At 38.7% G+C, this 26548-nt stretch carries 26 protein-coding genes and 1 other RNA gene; 16 read left to right on the forward strand and 11 right to left on the reverse strand.

The window, feature by feature from the left end:
* Positions 1-43 precede the first annotated feature (43 nt).
* The 3 genes from F2A31_RS06565 to F2A31_RS06575 all read right to left on the reverse strand — a co-directional run bounded on the left by F2A31_RS06565 (position 44) and on the right by F2A31_RS06575 (position 2495).
* Positions 44-1261: an IscS subfamily cysteine desulfurase gene (locus F2A31_RS06565; protein WP_150025696.1), complete on the reverse strand. Its 1218-nt coding sequence runs from the start codon at positions 1259-1261 to the stop codon at positions 44-46.
* A gap of 1 nt (position 1262) precedes the next feature.
* Positions 1263-1736 carry an Rrf2 family transcriptional regulator gene (locus tag F2A31_RS06570; protein WP_004639430.1) on the reverse strand — a complete coding sequence of 158 codons (474 nt, stop codon included), beginning with the start codon at positions 1734-1736 and terminating at the stop codon, positions 1263-1265.
* Between the two features lie 111 nt (positions 1737-1847).
* The gene (locus tag F2A31_RS06575; protein WP_150025697.1) at positions 1848-2495 is read right to left on the reverse strand and encodes a hypothetical protein; all 648 of its coding nucleotides are present in this window, start codon (positions 2493-2495) and stop codon (positions 1848-1850) included.
* 212 nt (positions 2496-2707) lie between these two features.
* Between F2A31_RS06575 and F2A31_RS06580 the strand changes: the two genes are divergently transcribed.
* The 3 genes from F2A31_RS06580 to F2A31_RS06590 all read left to right on the forward strand — a co-directional run bounded on the left by F2A31_RS06580 (position 2708) and on the right by F2A31_RS06590 (position 5616).
* Complete coding sequence (locus F2A31_RS06580) at positions 2708-3163, forward strand: phasin family protein (RefSeq protein WP_150025698.1); 456 nt, start codon at positions 2708-2710, stop codon at positions 3161-3163.
* A gap of 169 nt (positions 3164-3332) precedes the next feature.
* On the forward strand, positions 3333-3605 hold the full coding sequence (locus F2A31_RS06585) for an HU family DNA-binding protein (protein ID WP_004639426.1): 273 nt from the start codon (positions 3333-3335) through the stop codon (positions 3603-3605).
* A gap of 139 nt (positions 3606-3744) precedes the next feature.
* On the forward strand, positions 3745-5616 hold the full coding sequence (locus F2A31_RS06590) for a SurA N-terminal domain-containing protein (protein ID WP_150025699.1): 1872 nt from the start codon (positions 3745-3747) through the stop codon (positions 5614-5616).
* Between the two features lie 69 nt (positions 5617-5685).
* On the opposite strand, the gene F2A31_RS06595 is transcribed toward F2A31_RS06590, so the two are convergent.
* A complete protein-coding gene (locus tag F2A31_RS06595) occupies positions 5686-6498 on the reverse strand; it encodes a YbgF trimerization domain-containing protein (RefSeq protein ID WP_150025700.1) in 813 nt (270 codons plus the stop codon).
* Positions 6499-6827: 329 nt separating this feature from the next.
* On the opposite strand from F2A31_RS06595, the gene ffs reads away from it, so the two are divergent.
* Positions 6828-6924: signal recognition particle sRNA small type (ffs, locus tag F2A31_RS06600), an RNA gene on the forward strand.
* A 10-nt stretch (positions 6925-6934) separates the two neighbouring features.
* On the opposite strand, the gene F2A31_RS06605 is transcribed toward ffs, so the two are convergent.
* The 4 genes from F2A31_RS06605 to F2A31_RS06620 form a co-directional block, all read right to left on the reverse strand.
* The gene (locus tag F2A31_RS06605) at positions 6935-7417 is read right to left on the reverse strand and encodes a regulatory protein RecX (RefSeq protein WP_150025701.1); all 483 of its coding nucleotides are present in this window, start codon (positions 7415-7417) and stop codon (positions 6935-6937) included.
* Between the two features lie 113 nt (positions 7418-7530).
* On the reverse strand, positions 7531-8574 hold the full coding sequence (gene recA, locus F2A31_RS06610; RefSeq protein ID WP_150025702.1) for a recombinase RecA: 1044 nt from the start codon (positions 8572-8574) through the stop codon (positions 7531-7533).
* Between the two features lie 171 nt (positions 8575-8745).
* Positions 8746-9174, reverse strand: a complete 429-nt coding sequence (locus tag F2A31_RS06615) for an RNA-binding S4 domain-containing protein (protein ID WP_150025703.1) — start codon at positions 9172-9174, stop codon at positions 8746-8748.
* Positions 9158-9859, reverse strand: coding sequence for an HAD-IA family hydrolase (locus F2A31_RS06620; RefSeq protein WP_150025704.1), 702 nt, complete (start codon positions 9857-9859; stop codon positions 9158-9160). Before F2A31_RS06620 ends, F2A31_RS06615 begins: the two co-directional genes overlap by 17 nt.
* 11 nt (positions 9860-9870) lie before the next feature.
* On the opposite strand from F2A31_RS06620, the gene F2A31_RS06625 reads away from it, so the two are divergent.
* The 4 genes from F2A31_RS06625 (at position 9871) to F2A31_RS06640 (ending at position 15809) form a co-directional block, all read left to right on the forward strand.
* Positions 9871-10728: a 3'(2'),5'-bisphosphate nucleotidase CysQ family protein gene (locus F2A31_RS06625; RefSeq protein ID WP_150025705.1), complete on the forward strand. Its 858-nt coding sequence runs from the start codon at positions 9871-9873 to the stop codon at positions 10726-10728.
* 53 nt (positions 10729-10781) lie between these two features.
* Entirely contained in the window at positions 10782-11516 is a 735-nt protein-coding gene (locus F2A31_RS06630) for a histidine phosphatase family protein (protein ID WP_150025706.1), read from the forward strand.
* A 167-nt stretch (positions 11517-11683) separates the two neighbouring features.
* Positions 11684-14374: a M66 family metalloprotease gene (locus F2A31_RS06635; RefSeq protein ID WP_150025707.1), complete on the forward strand. Its 2691-nt coding sequence runs from the start codon at positions 11684-11686 to the stop codon at positions 14372-14374.
* Between the two features lie 163 nt (positions 14375-14537).
* Positions 14538-15809 (forward strand): hypothetical protein, encoded by a 1272-nt coding sequence (locus tag F2A31_RS06640; RefSeq protein ID WP_150025708.1) that lies wholly within the window; start codon positions 14538-14540, stop codon positions 15807-15809.
* Between the two features lie 93 nt (positions 15810-15902).
* Here the strand turns inward: F2A31_RS06640 and rpsT are convergent, their stop codons facing one another.
* The gene (rpsT, locus tag F2A31_RS06645; protein ID WP_004771687.1) at positions 15903-16169 is read right to left on the reverse strand and encodes a 30S ribosomal protein S20; all 267 of its coding nucleotides are present in this window, start codon (positions 16167-16169) and stop codon (positions 15903-15905) included.
* Between the two features lie 213 nt (positions 16170-16382).
* Here rpsT and F2A31_RS06650 point away from each other — a divergent pair, with 213 nt between their 5' ends.
* The 4 genes from F2A31_RS06650 to F2A31_RS06665 all read left to right on the forward strand — a co-directional run bounded on the left by F2A31_RS06650 (position 16383) and on the right by F2A31_RS06665 (position 18838).
* Positions 16383-17048, forward strand: coding sequence for an NAD(P)H-binding protein (locus tag F2A31_RS06650; protein ID WP_150025709.1), 666 nt, complete (start codon positions 16383-16385; stop codon positions 17046-17048).
* A gap of 12 nt (positions 17049-17060) precedes the next feature.
* On the forward strand, positions 17061-17573 hold the full coding sequence (gene rraA, locus F2A31_RS06655) for a ribonuclease E activity regulator RraA (RefSeq protein ID WP_004639412.1): 513 nt from the start codon (positions 17061-17063) through the stop codon (positions 17571-17573).
* A gap of 12 nt (positions 17574-17585) precedes the next feature.
* Positions 17586-18374, forward strand: coding sequence for a glutathione S-transferase N-terminal domain-containing protein (locus F2A31_RS06660; protein ID WP_150025710.1), 789 nt, complete (start codon positions 17586-17588; stop codon positions 18372-18374).
* A 110-nt stretch (positions 18375-18484) separates the two neighbouring features.
* Positions 18485-18838, forward strand: coding sequence for a hypothetical protein (locus F2A31_RS06665; RefSeq protein WP_150025711.1), 354 nt, complete (start codon positions 18485-18487; stop codon positions 18836-18838).
* 71 nt (positions 18839-18909) lie between these two features.
* Here the strand turns inward: F2A31_RS06665 and F2A31_RS06670 are convergent, their stop codons facing one another.
* Positions 18910-20436 carry an acetyl-CoA C-acetyltransferase gene (locus F2A31_RS06670; protein ID WP_150025712.1) on the reverse strand — a complete coding sequence of 509 codons (1527 nt, stop codon included), beginning with the start codon at positions 20434-20436 and terminating at the stop codon, positions 18910-18912.
* Positions 20437-20659: 223 nt separating this feature from the next.
* On the opposite strand from F2A31_RS06670, the gene F2A31_RS06675 reads away from it, so the two are divergent.
* The 3 genes from F2A31_RS06675 to F2A31_RS06685 all read left to right on the forward strand — a co-directional run bounded on the left by F2A31_RS06675 (position 20660) and on the right by F2A31_RS06685 (position 24306).
* Positions 20660-22051: a 3-oxoacyl-ACP reductase gene (locus F2A31_RS06675; RefSeq protein WP_150025713.1), complete on the forward strand. Its 1392-nt coding sequence runs from the start codon at positions 20660-20662 to the stop codon at positions 22049-22051.
* A 66-nt stretch (positions 22052-22117) separates the two neighbouring features.
* Positions 22118-22972, forward strand: coding sequence for a MaoC family dehydratase (locus tag F2A31_RS06680; RefSeq protein ID WP_150025714.1), 855 nt, complete (start codon positions 22118-22120; stop codon positions 22970-22972).
* 80 nt (positions 22973-23052) lie between these two features.
* Positions 23053-24306, forward strand: coding sequence for a serine hydrolase domain-containing protein (locus F2A31_RS06685; RefSeq protein WP_150027699.1), 1254 nt, complete (start codon positions 23053-23055; stop codon positions 24304-24306).
* Here F2A31_RS06685 and F2A31_RS06690 read toward each other — a convergent pair.
* Positions 24303-24881, reverse strand: coding sequence for a TetR family transcriptional regulator (locus tag F2A31_RS06690; protein ID WP_150025715.1), 579 nt, complete (start codon positions 24879-24881; stop codon positions 24303-24305). The genes F2A31_RS06685 and F2A31_RS06690 overlap by 4 nt on opposite strands.
* Before the next feature lie 127 nt (positions 24882-25008).
* Here F2A31_RS06690 and F2A31_RS06695 point away from each other — a divergent pair, with 127 nt between their 5' ends.
* Positions 25009-26499 (forward strand): SmvA family efflux MFS transporter, encoded by a 1491-nt coding sequence (locus tag F2A31_RS06695; protein WP_150025716.1) that lies wholly within the window; start codon positions 25009-25011, stop codon positions 26497-26499.
* Positions 26500-26548: the final 49 nt, after the last annotated feature.

Genomic DNA, 26548 nt, shown 5'->3' on the forward strand with positions numbered 1-26548 from the left:
ATATGAGGGTTAAAACACGTTTTTCAATCGAAAGTTCAATGAATTAGTGTTCAGCCCATTCAACTGTAGAAAGGTCAATACCTTCTTTATACATATCCCAAAGCGGAGAAAGTTCACGTAGTTTCTCTACAGCAGCTTTGGTGATTGTTAACACGTGATCAATATCTGCTTCGGTGGTGTATTTACCGAAACTAAAACGGATTGAACTATGTGCTAACTCATCAGATAAACCTAAAGCACGTAAAACGTATGATGGTTCTAAAGTTGCAGATGTACATGCTGAACCACTAGAAACAGCTGCATCTTTGAGAGCCATCATCAATGACTCACCTTCAACAAAATTGAAGCTAACATTAAGATAGTTTGCTACGTTTTGAGTAGGGTGGCCATTCAAGAATACTTGTTCAAGATCTTGTAAACCATTCCAAAGTTTGTCACGTAGTTGACGAATACGTTCTTGTTCGGCTTGCATCATTTTTCCTGCAAGTTCGAATGCAGCGCCTATACCAACAATCTGGTGGGTTGCTAAAGTACCAGAACGCATACCACGCTCGTGACCACCACCATGCATTTGCGCTTTCAAGCGAACACGTGGGCTACGACGAACGAATAATGCACCAATCCCTTTGGGACCATAAATCTTATGTCCAGAGAAACTCATTAAATCAATTTTCATCGTAGAAAGGTCAATTTCAACCTTACCAGCAGCTTGAGCAGCGTCGACGTGGAAGAAAGTTTTGTTTGCACGGGTGAGTTCACCGATGGCAGCAACATCGGTTACTGTACCGATCTCATTGTTTACCATCATCAGTGATACAAGAATGGTGTCAGGGCGTAAAGCAGCCTGAACCATTTCTGGTGTAATTAAACCAGTGCGTGGCTCTGGCTCTAAATATGTAATTTCAAAACCTTGCTCTTCAAGTTCGCGGCAAGTATCTAACACAGCTTTGTGCTCGATTTTACTTGTAATGATGTGCTTGCCTTTAGAACCGTAGAATTGAGCAATGCCTTTTAATGCTAAGTTATCTGATTCGGTTGCACCTGATGTCCAAACGATTTCGCGAGGATCTGCTTTAATTAAGTTTGCAACTTGTTCGCGTGCGTACTCAACTTTTTCTTCAGCTTGCCAGCCATAGGCATGCGAGCGTGACGCAGGGTTGCCAAAAGTCCCTTCGAAGGTTAGACACTCCATCATACGTTCTGCAACTTCAGGCAGTACAGGAGTGGTTGCTGCGTAATCAAGATAAATTGGACGTTTCATGTCAAATACCTGTAACCGATAGAAGGGCTGAATCTAGACTTGGTGAGTTTTGGCGTAGAGCAACAGTTTGAACATTGTCGCGCGCAATCAAATCAGCAAGCGTGATTTTTGCAAGATAATCGGCAATATGGTGGGAGAGATCTTGCCATAAGTCATGCGTTAAACACATTGCACCATTTTGGCAGTTGCCTTTGTGGTCGCAGCGTGTTGCATCGACAGTTTCATTTACGGCTTCAATAATTTCTAGCACAGTAATTTCACTTGCATTGCGTGCAAGGTGGTATCCACCATTTGCACCACGAACACTTGAAACTAACCCGTGACGCTTAAGTTTTGCGAATAACTGTTCTAAATAAGCGACTGAGATGGATTGGCGTGCTGCTATTTCTGCAAGCGTGATCGTTTGTTCAGTTGGCTGCAAAGCTAAATCAAGTAGAGCAGTCACTGCGTAACGACCGCGAGTTGTTAGGCGCATGATTCGATACACATGAATAGACTAGATGTATAAATTTTATGAATTCCGACTAAAATAGTCAAGTTTTTTAATTGCTATTATTATGCGTGTGAAAAGTGAAATATTTTAGAATTATTGTATCCACATATTATATATGAATAAAGCAATGAAAATAAAGCTAAGTATTGCAAAAGTAATATTAATTAATCGCTGACGTTTTTGAAGTCGATGTATGCGATTTTGGTATTGTTTGACCTCAACCAATAAGGTATTAATTTCAGAGCGTTGCTGATCGATTTTCTCTAAAAGCGGTGCGATTCTACGTTGGGTTGCAATTGTATCGATATCATCATCGAACGCATTAAACCATTGTCGCCAGTTCACTAAGATACTGGATAGGGTGAAATGAGGAATGAGATCGGTAAACTGCTCAGTTAGGGTCGAGTCGCCTAAAATGCGTAAATTTGAAATGCTCTTTAGATTATTTAGAACAAAAATTTTAATTAAGTCGATCAAAGTACAATTGACTTCAAGATCAATTTTTCGATCTAAAGCTTTCGTGTCAAACAGTAAACCTTTTTCTGTGAACTGAATATAAAAATCAAAGAAGGGAATGTAACTGTTGATTCGAATCGTAATTTTCTGATCAATCAATTTTTGTGCTTGCAGGCGTAGTCCTGAATCATGCGTAAGGATGAAGGAAAAAAAAGTTTCTAAAACAATGATGACAATGTTTAGCAACAAATGTGGGTGTTTATGTCTTTGTTGCATATCGATCATAAATCTCTTTTTCCTTGCCAAAAATAACGAGTGAAACATCAAGTCTTGTAAATTACGAGTATCCGTACCCAATTGTTAAAAATAATTTACATGACTATCTTGCTTTGTAGAACAGTTTTTTAAAACGATCAAGTCCTAACTTTGATATTATAAAAACATTTTTATGGTTAAATACGACATGCTGTTTGTAATGTGCTTAGGAGTAATGGTTCATGGATAATACAAATATAGACAACCCAAGTGAAGATGCTGAGGCAAAAATTAAATCAAAATCAAAAAGTTCTAAGAAATCTGCATTGGATTTTAAAAAATATACACAACAAATTTGGCTTGCGGGATTAGGTGCTTTTTCTCGTGCAGAGGAGGAGGGAAACAAATTATTCGACTCATTAGTCAAGGTGGGTGAGGAATTAGAGTCTAAAACTGTAGATTTTGCGGACAATACAGTTGGCAAAGTCACAGAAAAAGCAAAAGAGTCAGTGACGGATACCAAAGACAAGGTTGAAAAAATTTTAGATAGCGGGGTAAATCATTCACTCAATCGCATTGGATTGGTGACACCAAAGGATCTTCAACATATCGAACAACTGTTAGTGCAGCTTCATATTAAGGTGGATGCTTTGATCGAGGAAAATGAGCAATTGAAGGCTAAATTGAATAAAAAGTAAAAAAAATGCAAGTAACTCGTCCGTTTATGTCGTATTTCGGTATTTATTTTAATTAAAAAGGCCTTTCTAGTATTGCGTTCTCCCCTAAAGCATTGCTATAAAGGCTGCATGGCCTTTTAAACTATAGCCTTGGATCTTAACAAACGATATTAAGAGGATATTTTTTATCATGAATAAATCAGAATTAATTGATGCGATTGCTGAAAAAGGGGGAGTGTCTAAGTCGGATGCTGGTAAAGCGCTCGATGCGACAATTGCATCAATCACTGAAGCACTTAAAAAGGGTGATACGGTTACTTTAGTCGGTTTTGGTACTTTTAGCGTAAAAGAACGTGCTGCACGTACTGGTCGTAATCCTAAAACTGGTGAAGAGCTTCAAATCAAAGCAAGCAAAGTACCAAGCTTCAAAGCTGGTAAGGGTTTAAAAGATTCGGTTGCGTAATCTTTCTAAATCAATAAACGCACCATTTCGGGTGCGTTTTTTATTTATCCAATGAAAAAGTTAATTTGATCTTCATTCGGCATTCATTCACTTTGTTTTTTAAGTTAAAATTGCCCCGAAATTAAATATTGGAATATTTATGGAATCATTTCGTACGGTCATTAAAGGTTGGCTTGGCAAAGTCCTGTTAGTTTTGTTTTTGACCCCTTTAGCTCTTGTCGGTATTGAAGGATATTTTAGTGGTGGCAATAAAGCTGATGTTGCCAAGTCAGTAAATGGTCAAGATATTTCTAATAAAGAATTAGAAAGTGCAATCAAAAACTATAAAGATCAGTATTTAGCCTTGGTTCAAGGTGATGAGTCATTATTGAATCTACCTGCGATTCAGGAAAGAGCAATGGATGCGTTGATCGCTCGTAGTTTGTTGTCACAACAAGCTGAAAAATTGGGTATTGCTTTAAGTGATGCACAACTTGAGCAAATGTTGGCGCAGCAACCAAGTTTTCAGGAAAATGGGAAGTTCTCTCAGCCATTGTATGAAAATTACTTGCGTTCAGTTGGCTTAACGAATCAGGCCTTGATTGCAAGCCTTCGCCAAGATCATGCATTAAAAATGATTTCATCGACACTAATGGATAATGCATTAGTGAGTAAATCTGATTTACAGCAACTTGCGAACTTACAAACTGAACAGCGGACATTGCATTTAGCAAGCATCAAGTTAGATGATTATAAAAAGGGTGTAACTGCTTCAAATCAAGAAATCACTGACTACTACAACAAGCATAAAAATGAATTTAAGCAAGTTGCTAGTGTTGATGTGGATTATGTGGTTTTAAGCCCAGCATTATTAGAACAAGCTAATTTAGCTGTTACTGATGCAGATTTACAGCAGGCCTATGCAGCGTTTGTAGAAAAACAGCAGCAAAGTGTGAAGCGTGAAGTGAAGCATATCTTAGTAACGACGGATGAGCGTGATGATGCTGCAGCACAGAAATTGATTAATGATGTTTATGCAAAAATTCAATCGGGAATGACGTTTGCTCAAGCTGCTAGTCAGTATTCAGAAGATCCGAGTTCAAAAAATCAAGGTGGCTTAGTAAGTGCATATGCTCCTGGTGCTTTCTCTGCTGATTTTGATAACGCTGTAAACACGTTGAAAAATGGTCAGGTTTCTAAGCCTGTAAAAACGCAGTACGGTTATCACATTATTGAAGTTCAGGTGCCAACGGTAAATATTCCATCCTTTGAGTCTGAAAAAGCACGTCTAACTGCTGAAGTTGAAAAAACTAAAGCTGCGAATCTGTTTAGTGATACTGTTAATAATTTAAATGAGATGGTTGTAGGAAGTGATTCTCTTGATGTTGTTGCACAAGAGGTGAAAGCTGCACGTGTTGAATCTGCAAAAGCAATTACTTTGGCAACACAACATCCTATCCTGAGTGATTTGAATGTTAAAGTAAAACTATTCAGTGATGATGTGAAGAATGGTGATCGTAATGCATCTTCTAATATCCAATTAACCAATGGTGATTCAATCTGGATTAAAGTTCGTGATTATCACTCAGCAGGAATTAAACCATTATCTGAAGTGACTACTGAAGTTAAAGCGAAAGTGATTGAGCAGAAGGCATATAAAGCTGCTCAGGAGAAAATGGCAACAATTCTTGCTGATTTCAAAACTCAGCCAGCAGCACAAGTTGTCGCAAAATCGAAAGTAACTTTTGAAAATGCGGGTACTTTTGCTCGCTCACATGGTTTGAAACGTGAGATTGAGCGCGCTGCATTCAGTATTCCTGCACCGAGCAAGGAAGGAATGTGGTCTGCAACAACGGCGAAATTGCCAAATGAGTTGGTTATCGTTGCTGTTTCAAATGTGGATAGCAGTGTGGCAAGTAGTTTGCCAGAAAAAGAGTTGTTGGAATTGAAGCAATTGTATCAGCAGTTCCGTGGTCAACAAGTTTTGGAAGACTATACCGCATATCTAAAATCACAAGCTGACATTAAGTAAGCTAGATTTGACTTGTAAAAAAGCCAGTTCACAGAACTGGCTTTTTTATTGTCTTGGTCATTAGAAAAATTATTTTTTCTGAATAAATTTTGCTTCTTCAGATTGAGGATATTGAGCTAGTAGTTTGGCTCTGTATTGGTTGGCTTGAGTTGTATTTTTATCGACTTCTTTTGCAATACTATAGAGTTGATATAAAGCGCGAGATGCCCGAGCTGAGTTTGGGTATTGATTCACAACAGTCGTATAATTCTGCTTTGCAGCTGTATAGTTTACAGGTTCTACTGCAAGGTAGAACTCTGCAAGCCAAAAGTATGCATTACCAATATAAATACCATTTGGATGGTTTTTAATGAAGTTTTGCATTGGTTGGATGGCTTGTTTTGCACCGCCTTGTTTATAAGCATCCAATGCAACAGTATAAGCTGCTTTCTCTAACTCAATTTGATTGTTTGCATTCATATTTGATGCAGCTGTGCTTGGCTGGGATTGTGTTGGAGCAGGAGTATTTGATGCAGTGGTATTACTTGAAAGAGGTTGGGATGCATCAATTGGCTCTTCAGTATTCTCTTCTGGTGGATCAATTTTTTGCGAAAGTAATTCTAAGCGTTGATCTAAATCTGTATAGCGATTGGTAAGCTCTTTCTTTAGTTGCTCAATTGCATTGTCGTGTTCTTCCAGCTGACCTCGTAGTTTACGAACTTCTTCTTCAAGGCGTTGGTTTTTCTGGATGAGTTCCCAATTTAAATTTGAGCCGACGTTTGCAGTATTATTACTGTTATTGGCAGACTGTTGGCTAAGTGCACGAGATTCAATTGGAATATTCGCATATAAATATGCGCTGCTGAGTAACGCAACAAAGAGTACAGAATGCTTTTTTAGCATGAAAATCTATCCATTAAGTTGAAAGTTAAAGCTGTGAGTACATAAGTCGTCACTTTTAACGGACTTTTACACATAGCAAATACGTATCTTGATTTAGTCATTAAAACAGCAACTCATTTAAATGCAATAAGCATTTACAATCTTCAAGCACTTTGGGGGAGAATTTTTGAGTTGTTGTTTAATCTTTGTACATTGTTAAGTTGTCTAGAATGAAGGTTTTAGCGCGTTGATGAGGAAATAGGCAGTTGAACGAGAAACTCACTGAAAAATAGAGACAAGTCTTGCAACTCAGATAAAAACCTCTATACTTTGTCAGGCAATGGTAACCCTGCTGGTAGCTTCGCAATTGTACTCTATGAACCCCGCCAGGACCGGAAGGTAGCAACGGTAGTAGAACTATGATGTGCCGAAATCTTGCTGGTAGGGTTGCCACCAATTATTCTTCTTCGCTCGTTCGAGCAATTGTTTTTAAAATTACATCCATATCAAAGCCGCGATACTGCAAAAACCGAATTTGTTTTGCTTTGAGTTTTGGGTCTTTCGTAACGTCTTCACCAAATTTTTTTACTTTAAGTTGGTAGGCTTGATCTAGCCAATCCACTTCTTCAAGTTCTTCTGCTATTAATTCTGCATCTAGCTGTTTCGCCTTAAGTGCTTGTTTAATGCGTTGTAAGCCTTTTCCTTTACGAATTTGGCTTGATAGGGTTAAAGCTGCGACACGTTGATCACTCTGATAATTTTTTTCTGCTAGCTCTGTTACTAAAATTGCAACTTCATTTGGGTCAATTGCATATTGATTTAGCTTTTCGGTTAATTCTGCTTGTGAGTAATCACGACGTGTCAGTAATGCAAATGCATATGACCGTAGTCTTTGTCCTGTAAGTGTCTTGGGTTTGTCATTTTTTGATGCGTTAAACATAGACTTTATTCTGTATTCCTCTGTAAAGCAGGTGACGATTTATTTTAACAGGCGAGTAATATATATGCAGAAAATGATTAGACGAAAAGAAAACGCCCCGAAGGGCGTTTTGCTTAGCTTTCTAAGAAGTCGAGCTCTTCTTCTTCTACTGGAGCGGCTTCATTGGTGTTCTTTGTTAGAAGTTGTTCACGAATGAGCTTTTCAATTTCTTGTGCCATTTGTGGGTTTTCTTCAAAATGACGGATGACGTTATTCTTACCTTGACCAATTTTGTTGCCCTGATAAGAGTACCAAGCACCTGCTTTTTGAACAATATCTTGTTGGACTGCGAGATCAACCAGTTCACCTAGTTGATTTGTACCTTTCCCATACATGATCTGGAACACTGCTTCTTTGAACGGCGGTGCCATTTTATTTTTAACAACTTTAACGCGAGTTTCATTACCGGTGATTTCATCACCTTCTTTCACTGCACCGATACGACGGATGTCTAAGCGGACAGATGCATAGAATTTAAGTGCATTACCACCAGTTGTTGTTTCTGGGCTACCAAACATCACGCCAATCTTCATACGGATTTGGTTAATGAAGATTACCATACAGTTTGAGCGCTTCGCATTACCAGTGATTTTACGCAATGCCTGACTCATCAAACGTGCTTGTAAGCCCATATGTGAATCACCCATTTCGCCTTCAATTTCCGCTTTAGGGGTGAGGGCTGCAACGGAGTCGACAACGATAAGATCAATTGCGCCAGAACGAACCAGCATGTCTGCAATCTCTAATGCTTGTTCACCGTTGTCAGGTTGTGAAACCAACAAGTTGTCAATATCTACGCCTAATTTGCGTGCATATTCAGGGTCTAAGGCATGTTCTGCATCGATAAATGCACAGGTACCACCAGTTTTTTGGCATTGAGCAATGGCTTGCAAAGTCATTGTGGTTTTACCAGAAGATTCTGGTCCATAGATTTCGATGATACGCCCTTTGGGTAAACCACCAATACCAAGCGCAATATCAAGTGTTAGAGAACCCGTTGATACAGCTTCAACTGCTTGTACGGTATTATCACCTAAGCGCATCACTGTGTTCTTACCAAATTGTTTTTCAATTTGGCTTAAAGCAGCTTGTAACGCTTTACTTTTATTATCATCCATCTCAAAACCTCAAAACTTTATATTCTTAACGACTAACCCAAGTGGATGTACTGAATCTCAACTTGTTGGGACTTGGGTATAGTGGCAGATTCTCGTTATTAATTCCACATCTGATCTATGTCAGTACGACACAAAATGACGCGCCCAAATTAAGAAAATATCAATCTCATCTTATTCATCGTGATAAGACCATGATTGAGCATTTTCATGTTTAAAACGATTGATATCACGACGATCTTTTTTACTTGGTCGGTGATCTGGTCGCGCTAGATTATGCAACTTTCGCTGTGATGCATGCAACTCTCGACGCTCTATACTTTCAGCTGTTTCTTCGTAAAGTTGTTGTGCGATTGGCGCACCACCACGTATAGATGAAAGTGCTTTGACGATCACGGTTTTTTTCTCAAAGCCCTGTTGGATGGTGAGCTGCATACCAATACGTACATCTCGAGAAACTTTTACGCGTTCATTATTGTGATGTACTTTGCCACCTTCGATAGCTGCTTTGGCAATAGAGCGTGTCTTAAAAAAACGTGCTGCCCAAAGCCATTTATCAATTCGCATGGCATCCATGCTTTCTGCTTCATGCTGTTTTGGCATCTGTTACCTGTATATTGGGTTCAAGATAATCAAGGAGTTCTGTAAGATGATCGAGAGCTGGGTAGTGCAGTTCGGCTGCTATGCGTGTAGGTTTGCTACTCGAGGGTTGTAAGATACTAAATAATCGTGTAATTCCAAATTCCTCAGCACCTTTTAATACAGCAACCGTATCATCAATAAAGATGGTATCTGCTGGATCGAATGGATGTTGCTGTTGTAGTTTTTTCCAGAAGTTGACATCTTCCTTTGCAAAACCTAGTTCTTCACTACTGATCATTACTTCAAAGTAAGGGCTAAGTTCTACATTTTCAAGTTTTAGTTGTAGTCCCGCTCGATCTGCATTAGTTAATAACCAGCATCGATAACCCTGCGCTTTTAGTTGTTGCAGTAACTGGTGGCAACCAGAACGCGCTTTAATTTTTTCTTGATGTTCATATTGTAGCTGCAAGGTATCAATACCAACTTTGGTCGTCCAGTGCGCCGAAGAATACCAAGATAGTGTATGCTTATATTGTTGATAGAATTTAAATAGTGTCTGTTGACTTTGTGCCAGAGTACATTGATGAAGTTGAGCATGTCGCTCAGGCAGGCAATCATTCCAGATAAAATCATCAAAAGCTAAATCAAGTAAAGTGCCATCCATGTCGAACATGATGATTGGCGGTTGTAAATCTGAATATGACATAAGGTTAATCTATGTTTGTTAAAACGCTTGCCCCACAAGACAACTTTATTTTGCAACTTGTTCCAGTTATGGCGCAAGCTAGTCAAATATTATTGGAAGAATATCAAAATTATTGTGCGGGTGGTGAGTTTAATATTCAGGAAAAAATTGATGATTCACCTGTAACGCAAGCAGATTTAAAAGTAAATCGCTATTTAATCAAACAACTTGCGGAGTTAACGCCTGATTTGCCGGTATTATCAGAAGAAAGTGATTATTCAGCACGTAGAAATTGGCAACGCTGTTGGATGCTTGATCCATTAGATGGGACAAAAGAGTTTATTCATGAGCGTGATGAGTTTACGATTAATTTGAGTTTAATTGAAAATCATGAAACCACTTTTGCCATTATCGCTGTCCCATGTGAACAAGTGATGTATATTGGCTATCGATCACAGTTACCTTATAAATATAGTTTTAGTAGACAAGAATGGTTGCAGTATCAGGTGGAATCACATTCATTAACGACACCCGTACAAATCGGTTTGAGTCACAATAGCAAAAACCCTAAATATAAAAATTTTATTGAACCGATTTTACAGCACCGAGAAGTTACGCGACGTGAAGCTGGCAGTGCCTATAAATTTTGTATGATGTTGGAAGGTGAGATTGATATATATCCACGTTTTCATCCAACTTCGGAGTGGGATACTAGCTCAGGACAAGCATTTTTGGAGAGTATTGGTGGTGGGTTGATGACACTGGAGGGAAAACCATTTCAATACAATCAGCGTGAAACGGTATTAAACAATGGTTTCATTGCATTTAAAGATCAAAGCTATAAAACAATTGCTTATGATGCGTTGCGCTTATCTGGCATTTTAGATTGAGTGTTATGCTGCTCATGGTATAGTGAGTTAAGTTCTCATTTTAACTTTTAAATATGGCTTTGCATTTATTACCCAAAAGCATGTTTGAAGCAATTGATTTACTTCCAGATGCTTCAACACCTGTAACTTTATTCACGCGCCATTCATTGCGTGAATTGGTGAATGGGAAAGGTTTGGCGGGGTATGATTTGCAGTTAACTGAGCAAGGGCGAGAGCTTGCTTATGCTTGGGGACAATATTTAATTAAGAATACGGATCGAGCAATTCAACATTGTATTTCAAGTCCGATACAACGATGTGTGGATACCGCTGCTTTGATGATCGAGGGGGCTGATGTTGTTCATGAGAAGGTAAATACACATACCATTGAGATCGTGGAACAGCGTTTGTTGGTCGAGCCAGGTAGTTTTGTTCTTGATATTCAGCAGGCAGCACCTTATTTTCGTAAACAGGGTGCATTAGGCTTTATTAATAGTTTTGTGAACAATGCATTGCCTGGAATGAAGCATCCAATTACAGGTGTTTTTGATGTATTGGAATTACTGTACCACACTCATCCCACACATCAGAATGGTTTGAGCTTAGCCGTCAGTCATGACACGATACTCGCAGCAATTATTGCTATAATCTCTGGCAAGAATCAAATTGAACAAGCGGATTGGCCTGATATGATGGAAGGTTTGTTCGTGTGGTTTGAGGGTGAAGATTTTGCAAATAGCAAGCTTAAATGGATTTGGCGTGGTCAAAGAGAAGAGTTGCTGATTAAGCATTTTCATGATCCTTCATAATCAATAAAACTATCGTTTTAGAAATTAGCTTTCCTTAGTTTTTATTACATTTCCCCTATGGTTTGTTTTAGGTTATATTTTTATAACCATATGATTTTTATAAATTAACTAAATCACATAATTTGTTTTTAACGATAAGTTATCGTGTTTATATTTGGGGAAATGTGATGCAATTACGCCTAAAGTATTTAGCTGTTTGTCTTCTGCCTGCTACTTTATTTGCCTGTGGTGGAGGTGGAGGGGACGCAGGTGACAATAATAAAAGTGAAAATACCACCACACCTCCTATTATAAATAAATACCCTGAACCAACGAAAGATGTGGTCGATGATTCTATTATTGGGTTCTATGATTATGATAAATCTGAACAAACACGCGTATTAAGAAATGATTTAAATGGAGATTTCATGGCGATGGTGCAATTTGCGCAAAGTCATGTGGTGAATCCAAAAAATAATGAAAAAGATTGGATGCCGAGACTTACGGCTGAAAAAGATGCTCTTTTATTGGTTACACCTCTGGCTGATATGGGTGACATTCAAGCTTTACAAGCAGAGATTTATGATGGTCAGAAACGTTTAAGAACGATAGATTTAATTGAGCCGACACGAATTCCAGCATCAGATCAATCTAACACTGATGGTCGCCCAAAGGTAAGCTATTCAAAACGAGCATGGAGTGCAGCATTAAACTGGGATGAAATTCGTGCAGGTTTAAACATCCGAATTATAGATCCTACGAATAATCGTGCTGGTGTTTTGCCGGCAGAAAATATTGATTTTGCTGTACCTGGAGAATTGGTGCTTCATAACATTCGACTGGGATTACTCACTGAGCCACCTAAATCAACAGGTCACTATATGTTATTAGAGCCTGCAAAAGCAGGGACGGACTATTTTCAAACGATTCCAGCTGCACGTATGGTGGTCGCGAAGTATGATGATTTAAAGCTAGATAAAGTAATGGTTGCTAGTGGCGTTATTTACGATGCAGCTAGCGACACTACGGGTGACGTGTATAGTGGTGATATGCGTGAAAATACAGCAAAATCTACTTTTGGTGTTGGTATTAATCTCGCTAACTGGGGGATTACCAGTGCATCCATGGCAAGCCAAGAACAACCACAACTTACACAAAGCCTTGTTGCTCACCATGCTCGTGGTAAATATAGCAATGGTGATGTCACACACGGTTTGAGTGGTGGAAACGGTATGCTGACTTTAATTGATTCGATTGGTAACGAATTTAGTCATGAAATTGGACATCACTATGGCTTGGGGCATTATCCGGGTTCTGTAGGAGACAATATGTTTTGGGCAGCGCATCATGCGGATAGTGGTTGGGGGTATATTGCTTTTCGAAATAAGATGCGTGGTAATTTAAATTGGACGTCGACTAAATTATCTGATGGTAAAAATGGTGTACCCAACTTCTTGAATCAATATGCTTATGGTTGGGATGCAATGTCAGGTGGTGATAGTGCAAGTAGTATCTCAAAATATACGCACTATACTGGTTATAGTACCTATTCAAAGATTCAACCTGCTTTTGATCGTCATGTTTGGGATGAATCCTCTCCAACAGGTTATAAAAAATGGAATACCATAACTCGACAAATGGAAGTATCACAGCCCAAAGTGCCTTCTTCGAAAAATGTTTGGTATAACAGCACGGATGGGAACTACTTGAAACCACGGTTGTTTGGCGTTCCCGTTTATACGATTTTAGGAGGTTATGATCCGGTTAATCAGGTCGGATTGATTTATCCTGCGGCTAAAGGTAATTGGGGAAATGTATTTAACTTATCTCAAGTTGATACAAATGCTAAGTCGGCAAATTGTTGGCTTAATATTCAATTTCCTAAAAGTTCTCAGAATATAGCTTTAGCGCCACAGCGCGTAAATGTTGGAAGTAATGCAAATAAATTCCACATTAATCTTGCGCAAGCTGATGCACCTCAAACTGTGAATTTGTATTGTAGAAAAGCAAATGAAGATGCAACACTACTATCAAGTATTACAATACCCGCACATGACGTAGTATCAGATCCGTATGTGGAAATTGGCAAACAAGCTGGTTATTCGGCGCTTAGGGCAATTGAGTTACCACGGCTTGAACAGGCTTTGCTTGCCAATAAAGGTCGAGTGGTGATGACGCTTTCGGCTGAGTCAAAGTTATTGCTAGAAACCTATCAATCATTTATAGGGCAATTGTCTGCTGACGCTCAGAAGGAAATGCTTCGTTATAATCAGCAGCAAGAAAAAATGTATCGCTTGAATCGCTGGATGAATGTTTATTCTTCAGACTTGCATAAGACTGAACCTGAAGCTGTACAGGCCTTCAATAGATTTGTTGAGAAACTTGGCTTAACCAATGATTTAGAACTCGGTTCTGCGACTCCATTGATGAATAGAACCCATTGCCTTAAAGCTGAGCAATTAGAAAGTGGCGTCTTAAATACTTATATAAGTGGTGCAGTTGGCTGTTCAGGGGATGATTCTGAAAAATGGATCTATGATGCCAATGGCAAAATTCATAATAATAAATATATAGGCCAATGTTTAACAACTGGTGCGGGTAATGTTATTCATTTATTGCCATGCGGTAATTTAGCAAATCAGATTTGGACAGTTGATTATGCTGCACAGACCATCAAGCAATCCAACCAATGTTTCGATTTGGAAGGTGGTTATTTGACCAATAATCGAGCACGTCTGATTCGCTATGCATGTACGGGAGGTGGCAATCAAAAGTGGACGATTCCATTGATCAACAATAGCTTAATACTTGCAGAGTTATCTGCAAAGAATTTAGTGTTAGCGGAACTGTTGTTAAGAAAAGATGGATTAAAAAATTAGAAGTTATTTATCCAACTTAGGATGAGTCATCGTTGCAAGTAAAGTCTATTTAAGTATGAATAGACTCTGCTTAGAAAATTAAAAAATTACTTTTAAAAAGTTTAAAAATTCGTCATTATATGACAATAAAAAAGATAAATCAGACACATAACTGGATAAAAATATGTCATCAAACACGATTTACTTGTGGGAGCCTGAAATTTTTACGGGTAAAGTTCCTGCGGAAGCTGATTCCTATCAAGTGGCATTCGAATTACATCAACAGTATTGTCATACGCCGAGCCACGGCACCACATTGCTTGCGTGGTTAGATTATATTGCAGACAAAATAGATGATCCGCAATATCGCTGTTTTTTTCCAGTACAGATTCAACATTGGTTAAGTCAGGTTAAACAACAATTTTCTGAAAATTTGTGTGCAATTATGCAGATCGATGCATTAGTGCAAGATACTCAAAACGATGCGATATATCGCATTTTTTATGAAGCTGTTTCTGAGACTGGGGTGGGATTCTATGAGCCTAATTTTAATATTTGGGCAATTGGTGAATTGCAATCCCCAGAAAATGCTGTTGAGCACCTGTTACAGCCTTATTTATTAGAACCATTAGATATAAAAAATATAAAATTTGAGCAAGAGCAATTGTTGACTGCATGGCAAACACCAGACTTTGAAATCCCACATAATATGGCTGCTGCTGAACAATTGATGTGTCAATGGTTTGAACAACAAACATATAGCAAAGATTTAAAGCTCGATGTTTTTAATATTGCGCATGATTATATTTCTAACTGGGGGAATATCGGTAGGCCAGAGTTGGCTTTAGATACTGGTTATCGGTGTTTTTTATTAACACAAAAACAGGTTGGTGTTTTCTATCAGTTAAAAATGGTTTTAAGAAAATTAACAGTAAGCCCAATGTTGTCTTTTGCAATGGATTTTACTGATCGTTTTATCTCGCAATATTTGCAGGAACAGTTGCCTGAGCGTTTGATTTTTCGTTTACGCTCTATGGATGTTTATCATTATTCAGAGGACAAAGGGCGCTCAGATGTATGTTTTTCTTTGGTTGGTCGATGGGATGCCGTTTCAGATATTCGTGAGTTCTTAAAAAATTTAGATGCATATATTAATTTTATCTTTTTCCATTTGGGTCAAGGGCGTTTAGATACTTTACAAGCTTGGGCTTACGGTGATATGCCTGCAAACCTTATGATTGATTTGGATTTTCGTTTTGAATTAATGATGTATGCACTAAGTCTAGACGAGGAATATCTCAATGATCGCTATCAAGAATATAAAGAGCGATTCACACGAAGCAATGCACGTGCAAGTGATTTGGGGTTGTTGGAAGAGAGTTATAAATTTTGTCAGAAACTAATGAAAATCATAGAGAAAGAAGGCACGGCCTTGAAGCCCTATGTTAAAGGGTAGGGATGAAATAAGTGCTAGGTCGAGTATGGTTTTTGTTGAACTTGAGGCAATAAAAAAGTCCGATAATTCGGACTTTTTTATATATGCAACAAATTAGTTAGCTAATGCTTTAACTTGAGCATTTAAGCGGCTCTTATGACGAGCAGCTTTGTTTTTGTGGATGATGCCTTTATCAGCCATACGGTCGATTACAGGAACAGCTTTTTTATAAGCTTCTGTAGCAACTGTATAATCACCAGCAGCGATCGCATTTACTGTACGTTTGATGTAAGTACGAACCATAGAACGCAAGCTTGCGTTGTGTTTACGTGCTTTAACGTTTTGACGAGCACGTTTTTTAGCTTGAGCAGAGTTTGCCACTCGTGCACTCCTTGAAAATAGGTTGGTCTGGGCGGGCTGAAGTTAAAACCAATAAAATATTAGCAACATTCACCAGCCCGTAAACAAGTGCCATATTTTGAGGAAACTATGCCGCGAAGTCAAGTCTTGTCATGTTTTTAAGTGCATTTAACAGGTGATAATCTTGCTAGAAAACGTTACATTAATCTCAATAATCAATTGGAAGAACTATAAATGAGCAAAGCAGATAAAAAAGCAATTATTATTGGTGCAACTGGCTTGGTTGGTCAGGCGTTGATTAGTGAATTGCAACAGTCAGATAGCTTTGATTCTATAACTGCTGTTGTTAGGAAAAAATCAGATACATTAGCTACTTACAGTAAGGTTGATCAGTTGGTTGTTGAAGACTTTTTATTGTTGAATGATGAAGATGTGAATGCTCACACCCATGCATTTAGTTGTTTAGGTAGTACCATAAAACAGGCTGGTTCTAAAGAGGCTTTTTATGCGATTGATTATGAAATTAATGCACATTTTGCAGATTTAATCCAAGATAAAAATATTCATTTTTTGATTGTAAGTGCTTTGGGGGCGAACGCAAATTCACCTGTTTTTTACAATAAAGTCAAAGGAGAGTTAGAGGATTATTTAAAAAGCTTGTCAATTTTTAAGCTTTCGATATTTCAACCTTCACTTTTGATTGGTAAACGTAGTGATGTGCGATTTTTAGAAGATATGGCACAGACAGCCTTTAAATTGATCGAAAAAAAGTGGACGAAGCCGTTTAAATTTAAGCCTGTCACAGCCGAACAATTGGCGCATACTATGGTGGTTGCAGCACAAACACAGTCCGCTGCATTTAAACTGTATGATAATTTAGCGATACAACAAACCCAATAATGGAGAGCTTAAATGACAACTGTACCTTTTGTAACGTGCGATTTGTTAGATGATAATCCTGAAAAGAACTTACAAGTGGTGATTCCTTCTTTAGATGGTAAATTCTTTAAAAGTTATGGAGCACGTAAAAGTTTTGGTGGTGAAGTTGTTACGGTTAAATGCTTTGAAGATAACTCTAGAGTGAAAGAGCTATTAGCAACAGAGGGTACTGGTAAAGTGCTCGTTGTGGATGGAGGGGCTTCAATGCGTTGTGCGTTGATGGGAGACATGATCGCTGAGTCAGCTGTAAAGAATAAGTGGAATGGTGTGGTGATTTACGGTTGTGTACGCGATGTAGATGCATTAGCAGAACTTGATTTGGGTGTTCATGCATTGGCAGCAATCCCTCAAAAAAGTAATCGTAAAGGCATTGGTGAGGTTGATAGTACGCTGTATTTTGGTGGTGTAACAATCAATTCTGGTGATTATATCTATGCAGATAACAATGGAATTGTGATTGCCAAAGAAAAACTAGTCGACTGCTAAAAGGATAAAAGTATGCTTAAAATGGTGAGCCATCAATTTAAAGTTTTACAATCAGTAGCTGCAACCCTTATCGAAGGTGGGCGTGGTGTATCAGGAACACCATTTCCAAATCAGCCTGAAAAAACAATCAAGCTATATGAATTTGAAGGTTCACCATTTTGCAGACGTGTACGTGAAGTGATTACACTCCTGAATTTAGATGTTGAAATTTATCCTTGTCCTAAAGGGGGCGAAAAATACCGCCAAATCGTAAAGCATAAAGGTGGAAAAAAGCAGTTTCCATTTTTAATTGATGAAAATACAGGTGATCAGTTATATGAGTCACAAGAGATCATTCATCACTTATTTAAGCATTATGGAAAAACGGGACAAACGCCAAAAAAATATAGTCGTTATCCGAAATTGCCTTATGTTTCGACTTTAGCGACGGTCGCAAATGCAGCAAGAGGGGTTTGGATTAATAAGAAAATTACTCATCGCCCAGCGCCAGAACAGCTTTTAGAGCTGTGGAGCTTTGAGGCGAGTCCATATACACGTTTAGTCCGTGAAGTATTGTGTGAATTAGAATTGCCTTATGTTTTACATAACGTACCGAAAGAGCGCTGGCAAGATATGGGACCTGCAGTTTTGCGGTTGAAACCAGGTCAATATATTCCATTGCCAAATGGTAAGCGTGAGAAGACTGTAGAAATTATGGGGCGTGATATTCAGGTTCCATATTTAGTTGATCCAAACACAGGTGTGAAAATGTTTGAATCAGCTAAAATTGTTGAATATCTAAAGAAACAGTACGGACAATAAGCTTTGAAAAAGCACCTTTAAGAAGGTGCTTTTTTGTATCATTTGGTTGTTGCATTCATGATTGTTTTGCAGGTTAAATACTTTAGTAAATATTGTGATGTGATCAACTCATGTTAAGTCAGTTGTCTAGTTTATTCAAAAGCTCAAAAGAGACACCAGAGCAATTGTTTTTGAAAGAGCACGCTTTAGCCTTTGATAAGGAGCATGGCACCATATTAAATGGTGTAAAGCTGAATGAACTAGGTTTCCGTATGGAGTATTTTTCTAATCGAAAATTAGATCATTTTGATGATTTGGCAAAGTTGTTTGAAATCACCCCACAGATAAATGAAAAAATTGATTTAGAAATTTACTCACAGCGTTTTGTTGAGCGCTTGGGGAATACAGAAGAAAATCTCAAAGAGTTGAAACAAATGATCAAAACTTTGAATGATTATTATGTGAAGTTTAAAAGACCAAGATAAACTGAGAAGTTGTGTTGTATAAAGAAAAAAGCTGAATCAAATGATTCAGCTTTTTTGTGCAAATCTAGCGATTATTTTTCAATAATTGCTGTTACACCTTGACCACCAGCAGCACAGATCGAAACTAAGATACGACCTGAACCTTTTTGGTTAAGGAGTTTTGCGGCGGTTGCGATGATACGACCACCAGTTGCGGCGAATGGGTGACCAGCAGCTAAAGAAGAACCTTTAACGTTTAATTTGCTAAGATCAATTGAACCTAAAGGAGCTTCTAAACCTAAACGCTCTTTACAGAATTTCTCATCTTCCCAAGCTTTCAATGTAGAAAGTACTTGTGAAGCAAATGCTTCGTGGATTTCATAGTAGTCAAAATCTTGAAGTTTAAGACCAGCACGTTCAAGCATACGCGGAACAGCATAAGCAGGAGCCATCAATAAGCCTTCTTTTTTACCAACGAAATCAACTGCAGCTGTTTCAGAGAAAGTTAAGTAAGCAAGAACTTCGTGACCATTTGCTTTAGCCCATTCTTCAGAAGCTAAAAGTACACATGATGCGCCATCAGTCAGTGGAGTAGAGTTACCCGCTGTCATCGTTGCAGCTTCGCCTTTACCAAATACTGGTTTTAATTTTGCTAATTTTTCAACACTAGAGTCAGCACGTAAGTTGTTGTCACGATTTAAACCTAGGAATGGTGTGATTAGGTCATCGAAGAAACCTTCTTCGTATGCTTTCGCCATTTTTTGGTGAGAAGATGCAGCTAAAGCATCTTGATCTTCGCGAGTGATACCCCATTCTAAAGCTGTAATTGCAGCATGATCGCCCATCGCAAGGCCAGTACGTGGTTCACCATTCTTAGGCGCATCCATGAGGTCTTTAAGATTAATTTTTTTCAATGCTTTTAAGCGATCTTTACCTGTTTTAGCAATGTTCAACTCAAGTAAAGCTTTACGTAAACCATCACCAAAAGCGATCGGTGCATCAGAAGTCGTGTCTACACCACCTGCAATACCGACTTCGATTTGGCCTAAAGCAATTTTGTTTGCAACAAGGAAGGCAGCTTGTAAACCAGTACCACATGCTTGTTGAATATCGTAAGCTGGAGTTTCTGGTGCAAGTTGAGTATTTAAAACACACTCGCGTGTCATGTTGAAGTCACGACTATGTTTTAATACTGCGCCCGCAACAACTTCACCTAAACGTTGGCCTTGTAGATTAAAACGCTCAACTAAGCCATTTAATGCTGCGGTGAACATATCCATGTTTGAAGCAGTGAAATATGCGCCGTTTGAACGAGCGAATGGAATACGGTTACCGCCAATAATGGCTACACGACGAACGGTGTTTTGGCTCATGGTTTTATCCTGTTGAACAGAAGGTTTGGTTGTTTTGGCTGTGGCTGCTTTTGTAGTTGCAGAAGAAGCAGTGCTTTTTGTGCTACGACTAGTAGAACGAGTGCGAGTCGTTTTAGTTGTCGTACTTGCTGCTTTAGGAGTAGTGCTCGTACTTTTACTTCTGGTCGAAGTTGCTTTTGATGTATTTGACACATTCTCTTCAGCAGAATTCTCGACTGCTGGATTTTCTTGAGTTGTTTTGCTCATAAGGCTTTTCCAAGCATAATAGGGATATTCTTAATATAACCATAGCATATTTCAAATACTGCTGTATTGACTAGAATGACGCTTTAGACCACATTCAGGTCAAGACATCCAAACATGAACTCAAGTATGATTTGCTATGAGTCAATCAGACATTGATTTTATGTTATATCCCCAACACGAATCATATGTTTGTAAAAATTCATTTGTATGAGAGATAATAACCATGACTGATCAATACCAAGCATTTACACAATCTCCTTTGGGTAAATTTGTTGTAAAAAATTTAGGTTTGCCATCGCCAGCTGCTCTAGACCGTTTTGAAAATGCGCAACCCGTTGTAAATGGTGCAGTATTGCTTGGCGCAGCACCTTCAAGCACGATTTCTGCTTCTATTGCTCAAATTCTTAGCAATATTCATGCAGACAGCTATGTTGGTAACAATGTTGAATTGCAACAAACTGCTGCAAAAGTGGGTTTAAATCTACGTCCTCTAAATGCAGATGATAAAGAGTCTAAATTTAAAGCAGTTGTATTCGACGCTTCTGGTATTCAAAATTCAGAACAATTAAAAGAGTTATACAATTTCTTTAATCCTATCGCTCGTCAAATATCAAGCTCTGGCCGTGTAATTGTGATTGGTACAACGCCTGAAACAGCTAAAACTGTAAAACAAGCAATTGCACAACGTGCACTTGAAGGTTTTATCAAGTCTGTTGGTAAAGAATTCAAAAAGGGTATCACTGCTCAAGTAGTTTATGTTGATCAAGGTGCTGAAGCAAATCTTGAATCAACTTTACGTTTCTTAATTTCTCCTCGTTCTGCATACGTTTCTGGTCAAGTGATTCGAGTATCTAAAGCAGATAATGTTGACCTAGATTGGGCTAAACCTTTAGCAGGTAAAACTGCTTTAGTTACTGGTGCAAGCCGTGGTATCGGTGAAGCGATTGCAAATGTATTGGCACGCGACGGCGCACATGTAATTTGTTTAGATGTTCCACAACAACAAGCTGACTTAGAGCGTGTTGCTGGTTCTATCGGTGGTTCAGTATTAGCAATCGATATTACTGCTGCTGATGCAGGTGAGAAAATCAAAACTGCTGCTGCGAAGCAGGGCGGTTTGGACGTGATTGTTCATAATGCGGGTATTACTCGTGATAAAACTTTGGCGAATATGAAGCCTGAGCTTTGGGATCTTGTAATCAACATCAACTTATCAGCAATTGAGCGTGTTAACGATTACTTACTATCTAATGATGGTTTAAATGCAAATGGTCGTATCGTTTGTGTATCATCTATCAGTGGTATCGCTGGTAACCTAGGTCAAACGAACTATGCTGTTTCTAAAGCAGGTGTAATTGGCTTGGTTAAATTTACTGCACCAACTTTGAAGAACGGTATTACGATCAATGCGGTTGCACCTGGTTTTATCGAAACTCAAATGACTGCTGCGATTCCTTTTGCGATTCGTGAAGCGGGTCGTCGTATGAACTCAATGAACCAAGGCGGTTTACCTGTAGATGTAGCTGAGGCAATTGCATGGTTTGCTTCAACTGGTTCAACAGGCGTTACGGGTAATGTCGTACGTGTTTGTGGTCAAAGCTTATTAGGTGCGTAAGCATTAGGGTTTTGAAGGGGGTGCTATCGCATCCCTTTTTTGTAGAAAAATATTAGAAGGTTAATTATGAACACTCGTCATTTTAGTGAATTGCCAAAACCTTATTTAGCTTATCCAAAAGTTATTCAAGGTTTAATTTTTAAAAAGCCAAAAGGCGAAAAAGTATTACCGCAAGTAGAATATGTGGTGGATACACTTAAAATTGATACGAAACATTTAGAAAACTATAACGAAATTTGCGGTTTTAAAAATGACGGTTTTGTGCCAGCAATTTATTTAGCTGTACTATCTCAAAGTTTACAAATGCATATGATGACCAGTGAAGCATTTCCATTTGCAATTTTGGGTTTGGTTCATATTCGTAACCAAATTAAACAAACTCGTAAAATTGGTGTGAATGAGCAAATTAAGCTTTCTTGCAAATTTGGTGATCTTAAACCACATGATAAAGGCTTACAGTTTGACTTTATAACGACTGCAAAAGTTGGTGGTGAGGTTGTAATGGAAAGCTTAACAACTTACTTATCTCGTCAAAAAGTTGAGAAAAAAGCTGTTGAGAAGGCGAAAGAAACCCAAGAGCCAGCGTATCAACCACAAGAAGAATGGAATATTTCTGAGAATACAGGTCGTCGTTATGCGATGATCTCAGGTGACTTTAATTTGATTCATATCCATGCAGTTACTGCAAAAGCTTTCGGTTTTAAGCAAGCAATTGCGCATGGGATGTGGAGTAAAGCTAAAGCTTTAGCAAATGTCCAACTTCCAGATGCTTATGAAGCGGATGTGTGGTTTAAATTACCAATGTATTTACCATCAACAGTTGAGTTTTTAACAGCGAATGAAGCGAAGCAAACTGAATTTTTGATACGTAATTTGAAATCTAAAAAGCCACATGTCGCTGGAACAGTAAAAGCAATTTAAGCTTTAATTCCTTAGATTTACATCTCTTCTGTTCGCAGGAGAGATTGCCTCACAATAAAATGATTATAAGGATGTATACTTTGATTAAAGAATTCCTTTTGGCTAATACTCAAAATTATCATGGCACTGTTGATGAACGATTCCTAGATTTAGCAACTCAATTTAGCCGATTTCAAGATGCAAGAAGCCATCAGGGTGGAGCAGCTTTAGTTGTCTATTTTCAAGGTCAAAAAGTTGTTGATATTTTTACAGGCAAAAAATCTCAGGATGAGGCTTGGCAAGTTGATACTTTGGCTATGTGCTATTCAACTGGGAAAGGAATTCTAGCTACACTTGCTCATATTTTAGTGAGTGAAGGTTTTCTTGATTATGATGAGCCGATTGTAAAATATTGGCCAGAATTCGCTCAAAATGGAAAAGAAAAGATTACTTTACGTCATGTTCTTTCACATCAAAGCGGATTATTTGATATTCGTAATGTGATTGATACAGCCGCTGAAATGCTCGATTGGTCTCATATGTTAGATGTAATGGCTACAACAACACCACGGTTTGCGACTGGGCAAGGCTTTGCTTATCAACCATTAACCTATGGTTGGATTTTAGGGGGTGTGATTGAAAAAGCAACCAAGCAATCATTAAGTTGGTTAATGCAGCGTTATTTAGTGCAACCACTTAAGTTGAATGGTGCTTATTTTGGTATACCTGCTTCAGAGTTGGGGCGAGTAGCACGGTTATTGGAAAAACCGAAAACAGCTTCTCAACCTAAGCCGCAAAATAAGAAAAACAGTCAACCTCGTAAAGCATCTTTATCAGAAAGATTATTAGAATTTTCAGGACAAAACCCACAAGATTTTCAGGATGCCATGATTCCTAAAGGCATGCGTCATTTTAGCTTTTATAGTGACGAGGGTTTACAAGCTGTCATTCCGGCAGCCAATGGTGTATTTACTGCAGATAGTTTGGCTAAAGTGTATGCCATGCTGGCCAATCAGGGGCAATGGCAAGGTCAGCAACTGATTCGACCAGAAGTGTTCAAGCAACTCAGTATGATACAAAGCAAAGCTCGTGATCGGGTGATGCCTATTCCAATGCATTGGCGTTTGGGCTATCACCGTATTTTGACTATGGGAAAACGTACACCACACGGTTTTGGTCATGTTGGCTTTAATGGTTCTGGTGCATGGTGCGATTCCGATCGAGAGCTCAGTTTTGCTTACACACATAATTTTAATGTGACTTCGGCAACTGGGGATTATCGTCTGTGGGGCTTGAGTCAAGAAGCTTTAAGATGTGCAGATCAAGTCTTAAAGGGGAGAAAAGGATGGTTTTAAAATAACTCTGCCTGAATAATCGCTTCTACGTGGCGTTTAAAATCGGCTTCATTTAAACCATTGAGGCCGAGTTTATAAATTCCTTCTAGACCACATACAAATGCTATCAATCGCCAAGCAATATCTCGACTCTCTGAGTCAAATTTAAATTCTCCCTTATCTTTTCCTTCATCAATCATAGCAACAATGGATTGATGCCAATCTTGCATCGCGATGTTGTATGCATTCTTGATTTCTTGGTCTTGCTCAATGAGAACTTCAGCTTCATTCCATAGACGCAGATAGGGTTGAATTTGCTCAATATTTTCACAGCCTAAAAACAAGGATAGACGTTGTAAATAGCTGTTGGTAGTTACTTGATTTTCGATTTCATCTAATTGTTGCATCAGTTTAATAAATGCTTCGGCTTTTAAATGAGAACTAGATGCAAAGTGATGATGCACTTGTCCTGTTGACGTTTGTGCTTCGGTGGCAATACGACGTACAGTCATTGCTGTGAATCCTTCGTTCAAGGCAATGTGCATTGCAGCTTGAAGAATCATTTCACGACGTTGTTCTCGATTTAAATAAGCCATTTCCAAAAATCCGATGAAATTGTAGCGGAAGCTGCAACAAACTAACTTAAATTTTAAAATTGGACAAGTGTTCAACTTTGATTATAATAGCTGAAATTGAACATCTGTCCAAATTTAGAGGCATTTTATGTCACGCAAGTGGTTAATTCTTGCAATCATCGCATTGATCTATCTTCCTGTTGTTATAGATGCAACAGTCCTACATGTTGCTGCGCCAACACTCATTGATGCGTTGTCACTATCGAATAATGAACTGTTGTGGATTATTGATATTTATTCTTTAGTCATGGCCGGACTTATTTTACCGATGGGTGCGTTAGGAGATCGCATTGGATTTAAACGGTTAATGATGATCGGTGCAGCACTGTTTGGTTTAGCATCATTGATGGCTGCATTTTCGTCTACAGCTTGGATGCTGATCACATCTAGAGCACTCTTGGCTGTGGGTGCGGCCATGATTTTACCAGCAACGCTCTCAGCTGTACGTAATACATTTTTGGATGAAAAACAGCGCAATATTGCACTAGGTATTTGGACGACGGTTGGGGGCGGTGGTGCAGCCTTCGGTCCCTTATTTGGTGGGTTTTTACTAGAGCATTTTCATTGGGGAGCCGTATTTCTAATCAATATTCCAATCGTTATATTGGTATTGATCATGGCCTATTGGGTGATTCCAAAACAGCAAGGACAACCTAAACAAGACTTAAACTTAATACAAGCTTTGGTGCTGGTAGTTGCTATTTTGTGCATCATTTATGCAGTAAAAACGGCAATGCATGCTTTCAGTATGGGTGTGGTTGTGATGTTTGTTGTGGGATTTGGCCTATTGATAGGTTTTATCCGTACACAATTAACGGCTACATCACCAATGATTGATATTCAATTATTTAAGCATCCTGTGATTGCCACAGGTATGGTGATGGCAGTCGTCTCAATGATGGCTTTGGTTGGTTTTGAATTACTGATTTCTCAGGAGTTGCAGTTTGTTTATGAGCTATCGCCATTGGCAGCAGGGATGTTTATTTTACCTTTTATGCTGGCATTTAGTTTAGGTGGACCTATTGCCAGTATATTGGTCAATCGCTTTGGTCTACGTTTAATAGCAAGTCTTGGAATGTTGATGAGTGCTATCAGTTTGTGGGGATTAGCCAATACAGACTTTATGCAAGCAAAATTGCAAGCTTGGGCATGGATGGGAACATTGGGATTGAGCGTTGAGATTGCTTTGCTTGCGTCTACCTCTGCAATCATGTCATCAGTGCCACCAACTAAGGCGAGTGCTGCTGGTGCGATTGAAGGAATGGCCTATGAACTTGGTGCTGGTTTCGGTATTGCTTTCTTTGGGTTATTGCTCTCTTGGTTCTATGCTCAAGCAATCATAATACCAAGCGAAGTTCCTCAATCATTGATGGCTCAAGTTAGTGCTTCTATTGGTGAGGCTGTGCAAGCAGCTAAACAGGTATCGCCAATCGTTGCTGATCAAGTGATTTCTGCGGCTCAACATGCTTTTAGTCAATCACATCGTGCTGTATTAGAAGTGGCAGCGACCTTCTTCTTGGTGTTGACGGTATTTATTTGGTTTGCTTTGCCGAAGAAAGTGATTACGGTGGAAGAATAAGTTGGTTCCCCTCATTCAAACTGATATTTGAGTGAGGGGATCCCCAGTG

The organism is Acinetobacter suaedae (genome assembly GCF_008630915.1).
Taxonomy (GTDB): domain Bacteria; phylum Pseudomonadota; class Gammaproteobacteria; order Pseudomonadales; family Moraxellaceae; genus Acinetobacter; species Acinetobacter suaedae.

Coding starts and splice junctions, on each gene's coding strand:
- F2A31_RS06615 (WP_150025703.1), bottom strand. CDS start 9,174: ATGCCAAAACAGCATGAAGCAGAAAGCATGGATGCCATGCGAATTGAT.
- F2A31_RS06570 (WP_004639430.1), bottom strand. CDS start 1,736: ATGCGCCTAACAACTCGCGGTCGTTACGCAGTGACTGCTCTACTTGAT.
- F2A31_RS06670 (WP_150025712.1), bottom strand. CDS start 20,436: ATGAGCAAAACAACTCAAGAAAATCCAGCAGTCGAGAATTCTGCTGAA.
- rraA (WP_004639412.1), top strand. CDS start 17,061: ATGACAACTGTACCTTTTGTAACGTGCGATTTGTTAGATGATAATCCT.
- F2A31_RS06575 (WP_150025697.1), bottom strand. CDS start 2,495: ATGATCGATATGCAACAAAGACATAAACACCCACATTTGTTGCTAAAC.
- F2A31_RS06680 (WP_150025714.1), top strand. CDS start 22,118: ATGAACACTCGTCATTTTAGTGAATTGCCAAAACCTTATTTAGCTTAT.
- F2A31_RS06580 (WP_150025698.1), top strand. CDS start 2,708: ATGGATAATACAAATATAGACAACCCAAGTGAAGATGCTGAGGCAAAA.
- F2A31_RS06625 (WP_150025705.1), top strand. CDS start 9,871: ATGTTTGTTAAAACGCTTGCCCCACAAGACAACTTTATTTTGCAACTT.
- F2A31_RS06675 (WP_150025713.1), top strand. CDS start 20,660: ATGACTGATCAATACCAAGCATTTACACAATCTCCTTTGGGTAAATTT.
- F2A31_RS06635 (WP_150025707.1), top strand. CDS start 11,684: ATGCAATTACGCCTAAAGTATTTAGCTGTTTGTCTTCTGCCTGCTACT.
- F2A31_RS06650 (WP_150025709.1), top strand. CDS start 16,383: ATGAGCAAAGCAGATAAAAAAGCAATTATTATTGGTGCAACTGGCTTG.
- F2A31_RS06605 (WP_150025701.1), bottom strand. CDS start 7,417: ATGTTTAACGCATCAAAAAATGACAAACCCAAGACACTTACAGGACAA.
- F2A31_RS06620 (WP_150025704.1), bottom strand. CDS start 9,859: ATGTCATATTCAGATTTACAACCGCCAATCATCATGTTCGACATGGAT.
- F2A31_RS06585 (WP_004639426.1), top strand. CDS start 3,333: ATGAATAAATCAGAATTAATTGATGCGATTGCTGAAAAAGGGGGAGTG.
- F2A31_RS06595 (WP_150025700.1), bottom strand. CDS start 6,498: ATGCTAAAAAAGCATTCTGTACTCTTTGTTGCGTTACTCAGCAGCGCA.
- F2A31_RS06565 (WP_150025696.1), bottom strand. CDS start 1,261: ATGAAACGTCCAATTTATCTTGATTACGCAGCAACCACTCCTGTACTG.
- F2A31_RS06630 (WP_150025706.1), top strand. CDS start 10,782: ATGGCTTTGCATTTATTACCCAAAAGCATGTTTGAAGCAATTGATTTA.
- F2A31_RS06665 (WP_150025711.1), top strand. CDS start 18,485: ATGTTAAGTCAGTTGTCTAGTTTATTCAAAAGCTCAAAAGAGACACCA.
- recA (WP_150025702.1), bottom strand. CDS start 8,574: ATGGATGATAATAAAAGTAAAGCGTTACAAGCTGCTTTAAGCCAAATT.
- F2A31_RS06640 (WP_150025708.1), top strand. CDS start 14,538: ATGTCATCAAACACGATTTACTTGTGGGAGCCTGAAATTTTTACGGGT.
- F2A31_RS06690 (WP_150025715.1), bottom strand. CDS start 24,881: ATGGCTTATTTAAATCGAGAACAACGTCGTGAAATGATTCTTCAAGCT.
- F2A31_RS06590 (WP_150025699.1), top strand. CDS start 3,745: ATGGAATCATTTCGTACGGTCATTAAAGGTTGGCTTGGCAAAGTCCTG.
- F2A31_RS06695 (WP_150025716.1), top strand. CDS start 25,009: ATGTCACGCAAGTGGTTAATTCTTGCAATCATCGCATTGATCTATCTT.
- F2A31_RS06660 (WP_150025710.1), top strand. CDS start 17,586: ATGCTTAAAATGGTGAGCCATCAATTTAAAGTTTTACAATCAGTAGCT.